Origin of the sequence: Sedimentitalea arenosa, from assembly GCF_016428585.1 — a bacterium.
Taxonomy (GTDB): domain Bacteria; phylum Pseudomonadota; class Alphaproteobacteria; order Rhodobacterales; family Rhodobacteraceae; genus Sedimentitalea; species Sedimentitalea arenosa.
Window position 1 is genome coordinate 95,871 of record NZ_JAELVR010000002.1, and the last position, 14,906, is coordinate 110,776.

A 14,906-nucleotide genomic window follows, 5' to 3' on the forward strand; every position below is an offset into this window, starting at 1 on the left:
GATCACACCTGTCTGGCAAATCTCTGCCGCAACCGCTCGACGCGGTCCCGGATCTCGGGTCGGATCGCACCGGGACGGGATGGATCGCGCAAGCTGCGCATCCATGCGGCCGGTGGGGTGCGTTGCTTGCCGCGGGTCCATGTCAGGGCGCGCAGAACCTGCTGGGCCCGGTCCGGCAGCGTTTCGGGAATGTCGTGTCCCGCCAATGTGGCCCAGACCCCGGCCCAGCATCGCCCGACCGACCAGGGATTGTATCCGCCACCTCCCAGCACGAGGTAACGATTTGTCATCGCCGCGAGAGCCGCGACGGTGCGCCAGTGGCAGGTGTTGGACAATGCCAAACGTGACAACGGATCCTCGAGCAGCGCGTCGGCGCCACACTGCAGAACGATCGCATCCGGACGGAACGAGTCCACCGCCGGCAGCAGGAACCGGTCGAGGATCAGGTCGTACTCCGTATCATTCAGCTCGCGCGGCACCGGCAGGTTGAATGCGATGCCCCCGGCGGTATCGGTCAGCGCGCCGGTAAAGGGCCAGCGGCCTTCCTCGTGGATCGACACGATCCTTAGGTCTTTCATCCCCGCCAGCGCTTCTTCCACCCCGTCGCAATGATGCGCGTCGATATCCACGTAGATGATGCGGCGCAGTCCCAGCGCGCGCAAATGGAGGATTCCCAGCACCGGGTCATTGAGGAAACAGAATCCGTTCGCGCGATCGGCCATGCCGTGATGGGTGCCGCCGCCTGGAACATAGGCGACACCGCCGCGAGCAATCATTTCGGCCGCCATCAGGACGCCACCTGCCGACGTTGCGGGCCTGCGATACATCTGCGGATAGACCGGGTTGGATACCGTGCCAAGGCCGTGTCGTCTGCGTGTCGTGTCGTCGACCTGCTGGCGCTCTTCTGCGCGCTGCAGGGCGGCGATGTAGTCCGCTGTATGAAAGGTGGTCAGCGCTTGTGGCTTGGCGCGTGGGCTGGTGCGATAGCTATCAGGCGGCAACCACCCAAGGGCGCGGCACAGGTCGGTCACAGTCGGGACGCGCGGGATTGCGAGCGGATGAGACCCGCCATAGCTGGACCCGCGATAGACATTCGAACCGATGAAAACGGGAGCGGTGGGAGATACGCCAATCTCGGTCGAGGTGGCGCCGGGACCGTTTGGCCCGGTCATTCGACCGGCACGCCCTATTTCTTCTTGCCGCCGGAGAGGATAGCGATCAGCGGCCCGATCAGCGACGGCAACAGGCTCCCAAGCGGATCGGAGACGACCTGGCGGACAGACTTGGTCAGGTCACGGGCTTCGTCCACCGCGAGTTCCAGATCGTGCTCCAGTTCGGCGATGGCTGCGTCACGCAATTCGACCACCGGCTCGAGATCGCGATCGGCATCGATGCGCGCTGCATACCAGACCATCACCACCGCCAGCGCAAGATCGATCAGCGCCACCAGACCCGCCGCGGCCTGACCGGACATGCGGTCCTGCAGCATGAGGAACCCGGCGACGTTCAGCATGATCAAACCAAGCCCTGCCACCACGCCGGCAAAGGCCATCAGCCCGGTTTGTGTGCGCAGGACGGTCAGCCGACGGCGCGCGATCAGACGCTCCGTCCGTACGAGGATCGACAGGTTCTGACTGGTGCGGCTCATGCCGGGGCTCCCGTGTTCAACGATGCGACAGGCGACCGAGCAGCACGCCCACCCCGAAGGCCCCAAGAAGAGTCAGAAGGGGTTTGGTCTTCGGCAAGTTGCCCAGTTCGGTGCCGATCTGCTCCAACAGCGCCTCGATTTCCTGCTGATCCAACCCGTAGCTCTCCAGGTAGTCGGTTAGCGTGGCCTGGGGCGCGGTCTGCGGTTTCGCCGCGGCATCCTTTGCGTCGCGGTCCGCGATCTGCTTGCGCAACTCCGCAAGTTCCGCCTCCAGTTCAGCCTTGGTCGCCATCACTGCCTCCGTTCAGAAGTTTGCCGCCCCGCGCTGACAGATCGCGGACAACATCCGCGTCGCCGTTGCGCCGAGGCCCGCCACGTCGTGACAATAAGGACGTTAGGCGGACGGTCAAGGGCATCACTCGCCCCCGGGGGCTGGCCCACGACATGCGGGAGATGTTGCATTGACCGTACCGCTCGTGCAACTTTTGCGGGATGGCGCGCATTGTCCTATTCCGGTTCCGATCCTTGCCTCCGCCAGGCATCGCTGGCGCAAGGGCTTGTGCATGAGCAACTCCGTCCTGGCCCGTGTCGGGCGCGCGCTGCTGTCCTCCTGGACACGGTTCAACGATCGTGGCGGCTGGGTGATGAGCAGTCATGTCGCCATGTCGGTGATGCTCGCGCTTTTCCCGTTCGTTCTCTTCATCGTCGCTCTGGCGGCAACCCTGTCACAGAATATAGACATCGACAGCTTGATCGAGCTGGTCTTCGGCTCCTGGCCGGACGAGATCGCCGCGCCGATTACAAATCAGGTGCGCAAGGTGGTCAGCACGACGGATTCGACGGTGTTGACGCTGGGTGGCGTGCTGGCGATCTATTTTTCCTCCAACGGGGTCGACGCGGTGCGCAAGGCGATGGTGTCGGCCTATCGCGAGACCGATGAACGACCGTTCTGGCGCACGCGGCTGCTGTCGCTGACCTTCGTGATCATCGGCGGGGCGGGAGTTCTGGTGGCTGGCACGGTGGGGGTCGCGCTTCCGATCTATGTCCATTTCTTCGCCGAGGCGGTGCCGGGTCCGCTGCTCGACTGGCTGGATTCCGAGTTGATCAACACCATGGTGCCGCTGGTGCTGCTCGCGCTCGGTGTCGCCGCGTGCCACATGTGGCTGCCCGGAAAGCACCACACGTTGCAGCAGGTCCTCCCCGGCGTGCTGTTGACTCTTTTCCTCTGGGGCGTGGCGGGTGCAGGTTTCTCCTACTACCTCGCGCGGTTCGCGAGCTATTCGGCGACCTATGCCGGTTTGGCCGGGGTGATGGCAGCGCTCATCTTCCTTTACCTGATGTCGGCGATCCTGATTTTCGGCGCGCAGTTCAACGAGGCACTGTCCAACCAGAAAGAAATCAGGCAGAGCCGTCCCACCTCGTGATCAACATCAGCCGCGAAACCCGGTGGCGACCACGAACTTCTCCGAACTGTCGGCCCGGGACGCCGGCGGTTTGACGTTGGCGACCTTGGTGAACTTCTGTTTCAACAGTTTCTGCAAGTCGCCCTCGGCCCCACCCGCCAGAACCTTGGCGACGAAGGTTCCACCCTCGTCGAGCACGTCGAAGGCGAAATGCGCTGCCGCCTCGCACAGTGACATGATGCGCAAATGGTCCGTCTGCTTGTGCCCGGAGGAGGCGGCGGCCATGTCCGACATCACCACGTCGGCCCGGCCGCCCAACCAGGCCTTGACCTGTGCGTCGGCATCATCGGCCATGAAGTCCAGCTGGTGGATCTCGGCCCCGGCGATGGGTTCCACCTCCTGGAGGTCGATGCCCAGTAGCCGACCCACGGCCTTGCCCTGTCTCTCTCCAAGCGCGTTCACCCGTTTCACCGCCACCTGCAACCAACCGCCCGGTGCGCATCCCAGGTCCACGACCCGCGCGCCCGGTACGAGAAACCGGAACTTGTCGTCCAGCTCCAGGATCTTGTAGGCGGCGCGCCCGCGATAGCCCTCCGCCTGCGCTCGCTTGACATATGGATCGTTCAACTGCCGCTGCAACCAGCGCGTTGAACTCAGCTTGCGCCCCCGTGCCGACTTGACCTTGACCTTGAGATCGCGTTGACCGCGCCCGGAGGTGTTCTTTCCGCCCGGTGTCTTGCCCATCTGTGTCACCTCTTCGCTGACTCGCGCTTCATCTTCGTCTAAATACTCCGGGTGAGTCCGCGTCAGCGGACGGGGGCAGCGCCCCCTAGAACGGCCCGTCTTCCAGAACCCCGTCCGCGCTCATCTGCGCATAGAGCAACCCCTCTCGCAAACCGCGATCGGCCACCGAAAGCCGGTCCGTGGGCCAGCAGCGCAAGAGGGCCTGCAGGATCGCCGAGCCCGACATGATCAACGCCTGTCGATCCTCGCCGATCCGAGGGTCGCGCCGTCGCCCGTCCGGGCCCAGTTCCAGGTAGCCGCGGATCACCCTGTCGATCTGGTCCGACGTCATGCGCAGACCGTCGACCTTCGTGCGATCGTATCGTTTCAAGCCAAGGTGGCTGGCGGCCACGGTGGTCACGGTGCCGGACGTTCCGACGATCTGGAAGCCCTCGCGTGCCTGTTCGTCCTTGTAGGGTGCGAACTCGGCCAGGTTTTCCTCGAAGAACCAGCTCATCAGCGCGAAGCGCGCCGAGTCGTCCTCGACATCGTTGAACTGGTCGCGCAGCGTGGCGACTCCCAGTGGCACGCTGATCCAATCGACCACCTTGGCGGCGGGAAACGGGCTTTCGGGCGGATGGAAACCCGCATGCAGCCGCATGATCGCCTGCGGCCGGTCGCGGCGCGGAACCGAACTGATGTCGATCCAGACCAGCTCGGTCGAGCCGCCGCCGATATCAACCACCAGCAGCTGTTCGGTCTTGGTGCTGACCAACGGAGCGCAGGAGATCACGGCCAGCCGCGCTTCCTCCTCGGGCTGGATCACCTCGAGCGTCAGGCCGGTTTCGCGCTGAACCTGCCGGATGAAGGCCTTGGAGTTGCTGGCGCGGCGACAGGCCTCGGTCGTCACCAGACGCATCCGCTTGACCTTGTTGCGTTTCAGCTTCTGCTGGCAGATCCGCAACGCCTGCACGGTGCGCGCCATGGACGAGCGCGACAAGCGCCCGGTGTGTTCGAGCCCTGAACCGAGCTGAACGGACTTGGAAAAGCTGTCCACGACGTGAAACCCGCTGCCCTTGGGCTGCGCGATCAGCATGCGACAACTGTTGGTGCCCAGATCCAGCGCGGCATAGAGCTCGGCTGGATCGGGCCGGTTCGGCGCGGGGCTTTCGACCGCTTTGGGGAACGCGCCCGCACCAGTGGGACGCCTGGGCGCCATAGGACACGCCCTCCGATTTCGAGTTGCGTTCACGATACGCGGCGAAACCCGATACCGCAAGATGTGCCGCGTCCGGGCGATTTCATTATCGTCATGAGGATTTTGGGCGGTTCCACCTGTGGCCTCGTGGTCGCGGCTGGTTTACCTATCGGATCAAAGGTCGCAGGACAGAGGCGTTCTGTCGAAAACAGGCGTCGGCAGGCGCTGACGGTGCAGTAGACAGGCGCACGAACAGGGAGGAATCAGCCATGCCGGACGTGACCGTGGTCTACTGGCGCGATATTCCGGCGCAGGTGATCGTCGGCAAGGGACGGCGCGGCGCCAAGCGGCAATTGCCCGAGCGCTTCGAGCAGGCGATCGACCGTGCGGCGATGAAGGTGAACGCCAAGGATTCCGACGCGTACCTTGCCGAATGGCGCAAGGCCGACCCCTATGCGGTCGAGGGTGATCCCGAGGCGGTCGCCGAGTCCGAGGCGGCGCGGCTGGACAAGGAATACGACAGGGACCGGATCAAGGCCCTGATCGACAACGACGGATGGGCATGAGCCTGAATTCCTTTTGGGAGGCCGCAATGGCATTGTTGAACTTCAAGAAACGCGACATCGCGCCCGTTCCCCCGGTTTCGCCCGAGGTCGAGGCCTTTTTGCAGGGCTACTCCATCGAGGTGATGCCGCGCACTGCCGAGAAGGTCGAAGATTTCCGCGCCCTTCTGCCCGAGGGCACCCGGGTCTATATCGCCCATATCGAAGGCACACCGATCGAGGACATGGTCGCGACCGCACGACGACTGGCGCGAGATGGCTATCCGGTGATGCCGCATTTCCCGGCGCGCATCATCAAGGACCAGGCCACGCTGGCGGATTGGATCGCCCGTTATCAGGGCGAGGCCGGTGTCGAGCAAGGCCTGCTTCTGGCCGGCGGTGTCGCGAAGCCCGTCGGCGAATTCGACAGTTCGATGCAGATGATGGAAACCGGGCTGTTCGACAAGGCCGGGTTCAAGCGCCTGCATGTCGCCGGTCACCCGGAAGGCAACCGCGATATCGATCTTGATGGCAGCATGAAAATCGTGTCGGAAGCACTTTCGTGGAAACAGAAATTTTCCGAGCGCACCGATGCCGAAATGGCCATCGCCACGCAATTCGCTTTCGAGGCCAAGCCGATCATCGCGTGGGCCGATGGGCTCAAGGCGGCAGGGATCGATCTGCCGATCCACATCGGCATAGCCGGCCCGGCCAAGTTGCAGACGCTGATCAAGTTCGCCATCGCGTGCGGCGTCGGTCCGTCGCTAAAGGTGCTGCAGAAACGCGCGATGGATGTCAGCAAGCTGTTGCTGCCCTACGAGCCGAACGACGTGATTTCGGAGCTTGCCGCACACAAGGCTGCAAACCCCGACTTCAACATCACCAATGTGCATTTCTTCCCGCTCGGCGGGATCAAGACCAATGCGAATTGGGCCATCGCCCATGGCGGCGCTTCGGCCCGCCCTGCAACCCCCTCCTGAAAGGACGCCCATGACCCGCACCATCGTCGAGAGCAAGACCAAGACCGCCATCATCGGCTTTGACCAGCCGTTCTGCGTCATCGGGGAGCGGATCAACCCGACAGGGCGCAAGAAACTGGCCGCCGAGCTCGAGGCGGGCGATTTCTCGACCGTCGAGAAGGACGCGCTGGCGCAGGTCGCGGCGGGGGCGACGGTACTCGATATCAACGCGGGCGTCGTCTATAACTCGAACCCCAACCCGAACGAGACCGAACCGCCGCTGATGATCAAGATCATCGAGCTTGTTCAGCAGCTTGTGGACGTTCCCTTGTGCATCGACAGCTCCGTTCCGGCCGCACTTGAGGCGGGGCTGAGCGTCTGCGAAGGCCGCCCGCTGCTGAACTCGGTTACCGGCGAGGAAGAGCGGATGGAACAGATCCTGCCGCTGGTCAAGAAATACAACGTTCCGGTCGTGGCGATCAGCAATGACGACACTGGCATTTCCGAAGATCCCGATGTGCGGTTCGCTGTGGCCAAGAAGATCGTGCAGCGCGCCGCTGATTTCGGCATTCCGGCTCATGACATCGTGGTCGATCCGCTGGTCATGCCGATCGGTGCAATGGGGACGGCCGGTTTGCAGGTCTTCACCCTTGTGCGTCGCCTGCGCGAAGAACTGGGCGTGAACACCACCTGCGGCGCGTCCAACATCAGCTTCGGTCTGCCGAACAGGCACGGGATCAACAATGCGTTCCTGCCTATGGCCATGGGTGCAGGCATGACCAGCGCCATCATGAACCCCGTCGCGCTGCCGGTTCCGCCGTCCAAGATCGCCGAGAAGCGCGCCGAAGTCGCGGCTGCCGGGATCGTGCTGCCCGAGGATATGGACGACGAAACCTTCGTGACGCTGTTTGGCATGGGCTCGACCCAGCCGCGGGCGGGCAAGGAGATGGAAGCGATCCGGGCCGCCAACTTCCTGACCAACAACGACCCTCATGGGGGCGAGTGGATTCGCACCAACAAGCAGCCCGTCAAGGCAGGAGACGAAGGGCGCGGACGTGCCGGTCGCACCGGGGGACGACGCCGCCGCGCCTGACGACACTGCCGCCGGATTTGCCTTTGCGCTTGACCTTTTGACCGTGACACGGTCCGCTCGGGTCATGGACATTCTCCGGAACCCGTTCAGGAACGCGTCGGCAGAGTTCGTGCTGCCGACAGACGTGCCTTTTCCAAGCACCGATGTGGAGCGCCCGAGGGCACTTCTGGCGCGTTGCCCGGAGGCCGGCGTCACGCCCTTGGTTTCCATGCCGGGCCTTGCACGGCGCGTTGGGGTGGAGAAGGTATGGGCGAAGGACGAACGCACGCGGATGGGGCTGGGCAGTTTCAAGGCGTTGGGTGCGGCCTATGTCATCGCGCATGACGCGGACTCCGGCGCTGCGTCGGGACGCACTTATGTCACCGCCAGCGCGGGCAACCACGGCCTGTCGGTCGCGGCCGGCGCGCGGGCCTTCGGCGCGCGCGCTGTTGTCTTCATCGCGGAAACCGTGCCCGAAGCCTTTGCCGATCGGTTGCGGGCCCAGGGGGCGGAGGTCGTGCGCCAGGGCCGCAGCTATGAGTTGAGCATGGCCGCCGCCGCGCAGGCGTCGCGCGAACAAGGTTGGGTGTTGCTCTCCGACAGTTCCTGGGCTGGATATGTCGAGCGTCCGCATCGGCTGATGGAAGGATATCTCGTCCTCATGGCCGAGGTGTTCGAACAGATCGATCAGCCGCCCACGCATGTTTTCCTGCAAGCCGGAGTCGGCGGGCTCGCAGCCTCTGCGGCGGCGTTGGCACGGTCGGAATGGCAGGTTGGCCCCACCATCGTCGTGGTCGAACCCGAAGTGGCGCCGGCCCTGACCGAGTCGATACGGGCCGAGGCGCCGATCATCTCCACCGGACCGGTCTCGGACATGGGGCGGCTGGACTGCAAGGAACCTTCGCTGATCGCGCTCAAGGGGTTGGCGCGGGACGCGGATGTTTTTGTCACCCTGAGCGAGTCCGAAGGCCATCGGGGGGCCGAGATCGCAGCGGAATTCGGGGTGCCGACGACACCGTCGGGTGCTGCCGGAGCTGCTGCGCTGCTTGCGTCCGAGCCACACCGCGCGGCGCTGAAACTCGACGACCGATCCCGCGTCCTGCTGATCGTCAGCGAAGGTGCAGTATCGTGACTGTGACGAAGCGTGGCTTTCCCGACGAGGAGTTCCGGGCGCGCGTGGCCGCGGCGCAAGAACAAATGGCTGCCGCGGAACTCGACGCGCTGTTGCTGACCGAAGAGGCCGACGTGGCCTATGTGACGGGCTTCCAGACCCGGTTCTGGGAAAGCCCGACGCGGCCTTGGTTCATTGTCATGCCCGGATCGGGCGCGCCGATTGCGGTGATCCCCTCCATCGGGGCGGACCTGATGGCGCGCACCTGGCTCACCGACATCCGAACCTGGCGCGCGCCGGACTACGAGGATGACGGCGTCTCGCTGCTGGCCGAGACGCTGGCCGAAAGCGTCGGGCGCACTGGTCGTGTCGGCGTTCCGATGGCGCTTGAGAGCCATTTGCGGATGCCTCTCGCGGATTGGGCGCGGCTTGAGGATCACCTCCCGAACATCCGTTTTGTGCCCGACGCTGGAGTCCTGCGCAGGCTCCGCATGGTCAAGTCCGCGGGCGAGATCGCGAAGATCGAAACGGCCTGCGCCATCGCGGGACGGGCTTTCGACCGCGTGCCCGAGATCGCCGCAGCGGGCGTGCCGCTCGACCTGGTGTTTCGCCGCTTCCAGATGCTCTGTCTCGAAGAAGGGGCCGATTGGGTGCGCTATCTTGCCGGTGGTGCCGGTCCCGGCGGCTATGCCGACGTGATCTCGCCCGCATCGGCGCACCCGTTGGAGCCTGGCGATGTGCTGATGCTCGACACCGGCCTGACCCATGACGGGTATTTCTGTGATTTCGACCGCAATTTCTCGGTTGGTCCGCCCTCTGCCGAAACCCGATCCGCACATGCGCGATTGATTGAAGCGGTGCAGGCCGGGGCCGAGATCGCACGACCCGGAGTGTTGGCCTCCGATCTCTTTCACGCGATGGACCGCATTGTGACCGGCGGGGCGGGCGGCTCGGAGGCCGGGCGGCTGGGGCATGGGCTGGGCCTGCAATTGACAGAAGGCCTGTCGCTGATCCCACAGGACGATACCGTTCTGGTGGAAGGGATGGTTCTGACGCTCGAACCCGGCGTGACGCTCGGGAACGGACGGATCATGGTGCATGAGGAGGACATCGTCGTAACCGACGGTGCGCCGCGCTTCCTGTCCGACCCGTTCGGCCCAGAGATTGCCGTTCTGGAGGGGCGTGCGTGATGCACCTGACGTGCGACTTGATCGACGAGGTGGCGCCCGCGCTCGGATTGGTGGTGCTCCAGGTCGATCAGCGGATCGAGAGTGACTTCCGCCGGATGCTGCCCTCGGGCGTCACCCTGCACGTGACGCGCGTTCCCAGCGGGCGGGATGTGACGCCCGACACATTACAGCAAATGGAGGCTGACATACCCGGCGCGGTCGGATTGCTGCCGCCCGCCGCCCGCTTTCGCGCCATCGGCTATGCCTGCACGTCCGGGGCTGCGCAGATCGGTTCTGCACGGGTCGCGGAGCTTGTGCACGGTGCTGCAGCGGTTGATGCGGTGACGGATCCGCTTGTGGCCCTGCTGGCAGCCTGCAAGACGCTCGGAATTGGCCGCCTCGCGCTGGTCTCGCCTTATATCGCCAGCGTCTCGGGCCAGTTGCGCAAGGCGCTTGCTGCGGAAGGGATCGAAACCGCTGCCTTTGGCAGTTTCGATGTGGCCGAGGAGGCGCGCGTGGCACGTATTTCAAAGGAGTCCCTGCGCGCCGCCGCCCGACAGCTTGCGGCGCAGCGCGGGGTCGATGGGCTGTTCATGTCCTGCACAAATCTCGACACGCTCGACATAATCGCCCCGCTCGAGGCGGAACTAGGCATCCCGGTGCTCTCGAGCAACCAGGTTCTGGCCTGGCATTTCTGTCAACTCGCCAGCCTCGATCCGGTCGCAGCAGCCCCCGGCATCTTGTTTTGCGCGGGAAATCCATCCGGGACTTTCACCTTGTCGGGTTCGGATATCGAGGCTTAGACTTGTATCCGGCCGGGGCTGGCCGCAGGAGGAGAAGGATGACAAGGCATGACGGACAGGGCAAGTGAATTGGCCGACGTGATCCGCGAGATCGAAGAGGTGGACACCTGCATCGCAGATCTGGAGGCGGATGCGCGCCGCGATCCCAAGAGCAACGCAGCACGACACAACAAGTTCGCCTGCAAGACGATGCGGCGCTATCGCATCCGACTGGTGGACGAACGCGACCGGTTGCTCAAGGAGTTGAGCGCAGACTGACCAACAAAGATGCGTTGCAACGACCATCGGGCGCGGGGCCGATCCGCGGTGGCGCGGTATGGTGCTTGCGACCGGGGCCGTCTTGTCCCATTCCGGCGGGCGGACCGATTGAACCCAACGACAGGATGAGAAGATGAAAACGATTGCCGGCTTTGACCGTATCGGGGAAGAGAACGCCTTTGCTGTTCTCGCGCGGGCAGGGGCCCTTGCGGCGCAAGGCAAGGACGTGATCAATCTGGGTATCGGGCAGCCCGACTTTCGTACTCCGGAGCATATCGTGGAAGCGGCAATCAAGGCCCTGCGCGACGGTCATCATGGCTATACGCCCGCGACCGGGCTGCCGGTACTTCGAGAAGCTGTGGCCGCAGACCTCCATCGCCGCTTCGCGGTCGAGGTCGATCCCGAGCGCGTGATGATCGTGCCCGGCGGCAAGGTCACGATGTTCGCGGCGATCCTGATGTTTGGCGAGCCGGGCGCCGACATTCTCTATCCCGATCCGGGGTTTCCAATCTATCGCTCGATGATCGAGTTCACCGGCGCCCGTCCGATCCCCGTGCCGATCCGAGAGGAGAACGGTTTCGGTTTTTCGGCCGAGGAACTGCTCTCGCTGATCACGCAGCAGACCCGTCTGATCATCCTGAACTCGCCCGCCAACCCCTGCGGCGGCGTCACGCCGCGCGAAGAGGTCGACAAGCTGGTCGCAGGACTGGCCGCGCATCCCCAAGTCGCGATCCTGTCGGACGAGATCTATGACCAGATGCTGTATGACGGCGAGCCGCATGTCTCCTTGCTGACCTATCCAGAGATCCGCGACCGGCTGATCCTGTTGAACGGTTGGTCCAAGACTTATGCAATGACCGGCTGGCGGCTGGGCTATTCGGTCTGGCCCGACGGACTTTATGACAAGGTTCGCAAATTGGCGGTCAACGCGTGGTCCTGTGTCAACGCCCCGGCGCAATATGCAGCACTCGCCGCGTTGACCGGGCCGCAGGATGCGGTGGTCGAGATGCTGAGCGCCTTCGATGCGCGGCGCAAGTTGACGGTCGACCTGTTGAACGAATTGCCCGGGGTCAGTTGCATCACGCCAAAGGGGGCGTTTTATGCCTTCCCGAACATCTCTGGGACCGGTTGGAAAGCCAAGGCTCTGGCCTCGGAGCTTCTCGAACAGGCCGGTGTCGCGACCATCGGCGGTCCCGATTTTGGAACGTTGGGCGAAGGCTACATTCGTCTCAGCTATGCTAATTCGCAGGACAATATCCGGCGTGCGATCGAGCGAATGCACGACTTCCTGTCCTGATATCAGTCCGATAGCGCGGACTGGTTGCGGCGCGGCAAGGAGGCATCGGCCTGGGCGAGCGACAATGCCTTCCGACAGGCTCACCGGCTACGGAGGCGCACGACGCGACGCTCCGCCGCGTTTCGGGTGCGTGCCTCGCTCGGGCGACGCCGAAGACTATATGCACTCTGACATGGCACGCCCCGTGGCCCGCGCTCAACTGCTAAGGAGACCTCAATGTACCTCGCAATGAACCGCTTTGCTGTCCGTCCCGAGAACGCGGAGGCCTTCGAAGCTCTGTGGCTGGGCCGTGATAGCCACCTGAAAGAGATGGAGGGGTTCGTCGAGTTCCACATGCTGAAAGGGCCCGAGCGCGAGGATGGGACGATCCTCTATGCCTCCCACACGATGTGGGAGAGCCAGGAAGCATTCACCGCCTGGACCCGTTCGGAACAGTTCCGCGCGGCTCATGCCAATGCAGGCGGAACGCGCAGCCTGCATGAAGGTGTTCCCCAGTTCGAGGGTTTCTCGGCAATCCAGCACATCGCCTGAGCGCGAGAAGCTGCGCTCCGAAGATCGATTGAGGCGTGACTCTGTGTAGGAGCAGGCTTTCGAACTTTCCTAGCGACATGAAGGATGCCTTCAAGCGCAACGACAGCGATCAAACAGCAGGCTTGGCTGTGCTCGTCTCAGGTTTTCCAGATCGTTGCTCTTGGCGCCGGATCGTTCGGGTCCATACCAAGCCATCGGCCTGGACGGGACCTGACTTGGTCGACATTGATCTGGGAAAGTGGCAGCCCGTAGGGGAATCGAACCCCTCTTTCCAGGTTGAAAACCTGGCGTCCTAACCGATAGACGAACGGGCCACTTTGGTGTGGCGTTCATTAGGCAATCGGCGAAACCGGTGCAAGAGAAAAAGCGCGGCTTCGGCAAAGAATTCGTCCGGTTGTCTGTCAGCGGGGTTCAGGCCGGAGAGGCGTCCTCGAGACGGAGCTGCACGCTTTGCCGTCCGCCCCAGAAGTTGATCTCGAGCCGTCCTGCGACGTGGAACCGGGCGCCGCCGTGTTCGGACAGGCGCGGGCCCAAGGGGCTGTCGAAGGCTCCGAAACAGATCGCGTCGAGCTTGCCGCCCATGCCGTCGCCCAACGACAGTTTCAGGTGGCTGTCGCCGACGCGCCGAGCATGGCCAATCTGCAGATCCGGGAAGGCAAAGCGGGGTGCCGGTGCCCCGGCGCCGAAAGGGCCCGCCTGTTCGATGGTTTCGACAAGGTCCACCGTGGCGCCCTGTGGCATGAGGGTCCCGTCAAGTTTCAGATCGGCCGGCCCCGCCTGTGCCGCCCCCTGGCGTTCCAGTAGCTCGGACAGGCGTTCCATCGCCGGTTCCAGATTCTCGCGGGCCACTGTCAGACCGGCGGCCATCTTGTGCCCGCCGCCCTTCAGCAGCAGTCCTTCGCCCGCCAGACGTTGGATCGCGGCCCCCAGGTCGACGCCCGAGATCGAGCGTCCCGAGCCCTTGCCCTCGTTTCCTTCCAGTCCGATCACGATGGCGGGCCGGTTCGTCGACTCCTTCAGCCGCGCTGCAACGATCCCGACGACGCCGGGATGCCACCCTTCTCCGGCGGCCCAGACCAACGGTCCATCCGTGCCGCGGGTCTCGGCCTGTTCCATGGCCGCTGCACGGACGGCGGCCTCGATCTCGCGGCGCTCGGTGTTGAGCTGGTCGAGACGTTGTGCAAGCGCCTGTGCTTCGCTTGCCGAGGCGGTCGACAGCAACCGCGCGCCGAGATCCGCCGCCCCGATCCGCCCGCCCGCGTTGACACGTGGACCCAGCAGGAAGCCGAGGTGATAGGTGCTCGGTGCCGACTCCATGCGCGCGACATCCGCGAGCGCCACCAACCCCGGTCGGTCGCGCCGGGCCATCACGGTCAGGCCCTGGCGCACCAGCGCCCGGTTTACCCCGATGAGCGGCGCGACGTCCGCCACCGTCGCGAGTGCGACCAGATCGAGCAGCGCCATCAGGTCGGGGCCGGTGCCACCACCCGCTGCGCGCATCTGGCGCCGGGTTTCGACCAGCATCAGGAACACCACGCCCGCTGCGCAGAGATAGCCCAACTCGCTATCCTCGTCCTGCCGGTTCGGGTTCACCACGGCCAGGGCCTCCGGCAGGGTTTCTCCGCCGAGGTGATGGTCCAGCACGATCACATCAGCATCTTTCGCCGCCGCGATCGGCTCATGCGACAGGGTTCCGCAATCGACGCAGATGATCAGGCTGTGTTGTTCCGCCAGTTGCCGCATCGCGGGCACGTTCGGACCATATCCCTCGTCGATCCTGTCGGGAACATAGAGCGTCGCGTCGATCCCCATCTCGCGCAGCCAGACCAGCAGCAATGCAGCAGAGCTGCCGCCGTCCACATCATAATCGGCGAAAACGGCGATCCGCTCGCGGCGCTTTACGGCGGCGAGGAAGCGCGCGGCGGCGGTTTCCATATCCTTCAACTTGCGCGGGTCGGGCAACAAATCGCGGAGTTGCGGAGTCAGGAAGGCGTGCGCCTCGGGCAAAGGCACGCCGCGGCGCGCGAGCACCTGGCAGACCGCGCGGGGCAGGTCGGTCGACTGCGCGATCGCGTCGCCAGCCCGTTCGGTCTCGATCGACGGTCCGATCCACTTTCGACCGGTCAGCGATCGCTCCACCCCGAGAAATGCCATGACACGCCCCTCTGAGCCGATTGCCGGCCTGTTCTGCA

The 14,906-nt window shown here is 64.4% G+C and carries 16 protein-coding genes and 1 tRNA gene; 10 read left to right on the top strand and 7 right to left on the bottom strand.

Annotated elements, in window-relative coordinates:
- Positions 1–2 precede the first annotated feature (2 nt).
- Genes JF290_RS03260 through JF290_RS03270 form a run of 3 tightly spaced genes read right to left on the bottom strand, consistent with a single transcriptional unit; the run spans position 3 to position 1,940 of the window.
- Positions 3–1,172: an acetoin utilization protein AcuC gene (locus tag JF290_RS03260; RefSeq protein ID WP_199023321.1), complete on the bottom strand. Its 1,170-nt coding sequence runs from the start codon at positions 1,170–1,172 to the stop codon at positions 3–5.
- A 14-nt stretch (positions 1,173–1,186) separates the two neighbouring features.
- Entirely contained in the window at positions 1,187–1,648 is a 462-nt protein-coding gene (locus tag JF290_RS03265) for a phage holin family protein (protein WP_199023322.1), read from the bottom strand.
- 16 nt (positions 1,649–1,664) lie between these two features.
- Complete coding sequence (locus tag JF290_RS03270) at positions 1,665–1,940, bottom strand: hypothetical protein (RefSeq protein WP_199023323.1); 276 nt, start codon at positions 1,938–1,940, stop codon at positions 1,665–1,667.
- 271 nt (positions 1,941–2,211) lie between these two features.
- On the opposite strand from JF290_RS03270, the gene JF290_RS03275 reads away from it, so the two are divergent.
- A complete protein-coding gene (locus JF290_RS03275; RefSeq protein WP_199023324.1) occupies positions 2,212–3,072 on the top strand; it encodes a YihY/virulence factor BrkB family protein in 861 nt (286 codons plus the stop codon).
- Positions 3,073–3,078: 6 nt separating this feature from the next.
- Here JF290_RS03275 and JF290_RS03280 read toward each other — a convergent pair whose 3' ends face one another.
- Together JF290_RS03280 and JF290_RS03285 are read right to left on the bottom strand one after the other, a co-directional pair.
- Positions 3,079–3,795, bottom strand: a complete 717-nt coding sequence (locus tag JF290_RS03280; RefSeq protein ID WP_199023325.1) for an RlmE family RNA methyltransferase — start codon at positions 3,793–3,795, stop codon at positions 3,079–3,081.
- Positions 3,796–3,880: 85 nt separating this feature from the next.
- Positions 3,881–4,993 carry a Ppx/GppA phosphatase family protein gene (locus JF290_RS03285; RefSeq protein ID WP_199023326.1) on the bottom strand — a complete coding sequence of 371 codons (1,113 nt, stop codon included), beginning with the start codon at positions 4,991–4,993 and terminating at the stop codon, positions 3,881–3,883.
- A gap of 248 nt (positions 4,994–5,241) precedes the next feature.
- Between JF290_RS03285 and JF290_RS03290 the strand changes: the two genes are divergently transcribed.
- The 9 genes from JF290_RS03290 to hmuQ all read left to right on the top strand — a co-directional run bounded on the left by JF290_RS03290 (position 5,242) and on the right by hmuQ (position 12,714).
- Positions 5,242–5,538 (top strand): virulence factor, encoded by a 297-nt coding sequence (locus JF290_RS03290; protein ID WP_199023327.1) that lies wholly within the window; start codon positions 5,242–5,244, stop codon positions 5,536–5,538.
- 26 nt (positions 5,539–5,564) lie between these two features.
- The gene (locus JF290_RS03295; RefSeq protein ID WP_199023591.1) at positions 5,565–6,494 is read left to right on the top strand and encodes a methylenetetrahydrofolate reductase; all 930 of its coding nucleotides are present in this window, start codon (positions 5,565–5,567) and stop codon (positions 6,492–6,494) included.
- A 10-nt stretch (positions 6,495–6,504) separates the two neighbouring features.
- Positions 6,505–7,566 carry a methyltetrahydrofolate cobalamin methyltransferase gene (locus JF290_RS03300; RefSeq protein ID WP_199023328.1) on the top strand — a complete coding sequence of 354 codons (1,062 nt, stop codon included), beginning with the start codon at positions 6,505–6,507 and terminating at the stop codon, positions 7,564–7,566.
- A gap of 64 nt (positions 7,567–7,630) precedes the next feature.
- Positions 7,631–8,677 (top strand): pyridoxal-phosphate dependent enzyme, encoded by a 1,047-nt coding sequence (locus JF290_RS03305; protein ID WP_199023329.1) that lies wholly within the window; start codon positions 7,631–7,633, stop codon positions 8,675–8,677.
- Positions 8,674–9,846 carry a Xaa-Pro peptidase family protein gene (locus tag JF290_RS03310; RefSeq protein ID WP_328701192.1) on the top strand — a complete coding sequence of 391 codons (1,173 nt, stop codon included), beginning with the start codon at positions 8,674–8,676 and terminating at the stop codon, positions 9,844–9,846. Before JF290_RS03305 ends, JF290_RS03310 begins: the two co-directional genes overlap by 4 nt.
- Complete coding sequence (locus JF290_RS03315) at positions 9,846–10,628, top strand: maleate cis-trans isomerase family protein (protein ID WP_199023330.1); 783 nt, start codon at positions 9,846–9,848, stop codon at positions 10,626–10,628. The genes JF290_RS03310 and JF290_RS03315 overlap by 1 nt, the downstream gene beginning before the upstream one ends.
- Before the next feature lie 48 nt (positions 10,629–10,676).
- The gene (locus JF290_RS03320; RefSeq protein ID WP_199023331.1) at positions 10,677–10,886 is read left to right on the top strand and encodes a hypothetical protein; all 210 of its coding nucleotides are present in this window, start codon (positions 10,677–10,679) and stop codon (positions 10,884–10,886) included.
- A gap of 133 nt (positions 10,887–11,019) precedes the next feature.
- Positions 11,020–12,183, top strand: a complete 1,164-nt coding sequence (locus JF290_RS03325; protein WP_199023332.1) for a pyridoxal phosphate-dependent aminotransferase — start codon at positions 11,020–11,022, stop codon at positions 12,181–12,183.
- Positions 12,184–12,399: 216 nt separating this feature from the next.
- On the top strand, positions 12,400–12,714 hold the full coding sequence (gene hmuQ / locus JF290_RS03330) for a heme-degrading protein HmuQ (RefSeq protein WP_199023333.1): 315 nt from the start codon (positions 12,400–12,402) through the stop codon (positions 12,712–12,714).
- A gap of 239 nt (positions 12,715–12,953) precedes the next feature.
- Here the strand turns inward: hmuQ and JF290_RS03335 are convergent.
- Both JF290_RS03335 and recJ read right to left on the bottom strand, forming a co-directional pair.
- Positions 12,954–13,028 (bottom strand) — tRNA-Glu (locus JF290_RS03335).
- A 97-nt stretch (positions 13,029–13,125) separates the two neighbouring features.
- Positions 13,126–14,868, bottom strand: a complete 1,743-nt coding sequence (gene recJ / locus JF290_RS03340; RefSeq protein WP_199023593.1) for a single-stranded-DNA-specific exonuclease RecJ — start codon at positions 14,866–14,868, stop codon at positions 13,126–13,128.
- Positions 14,869–14,906: the final 38 nt, after the last annotated feature.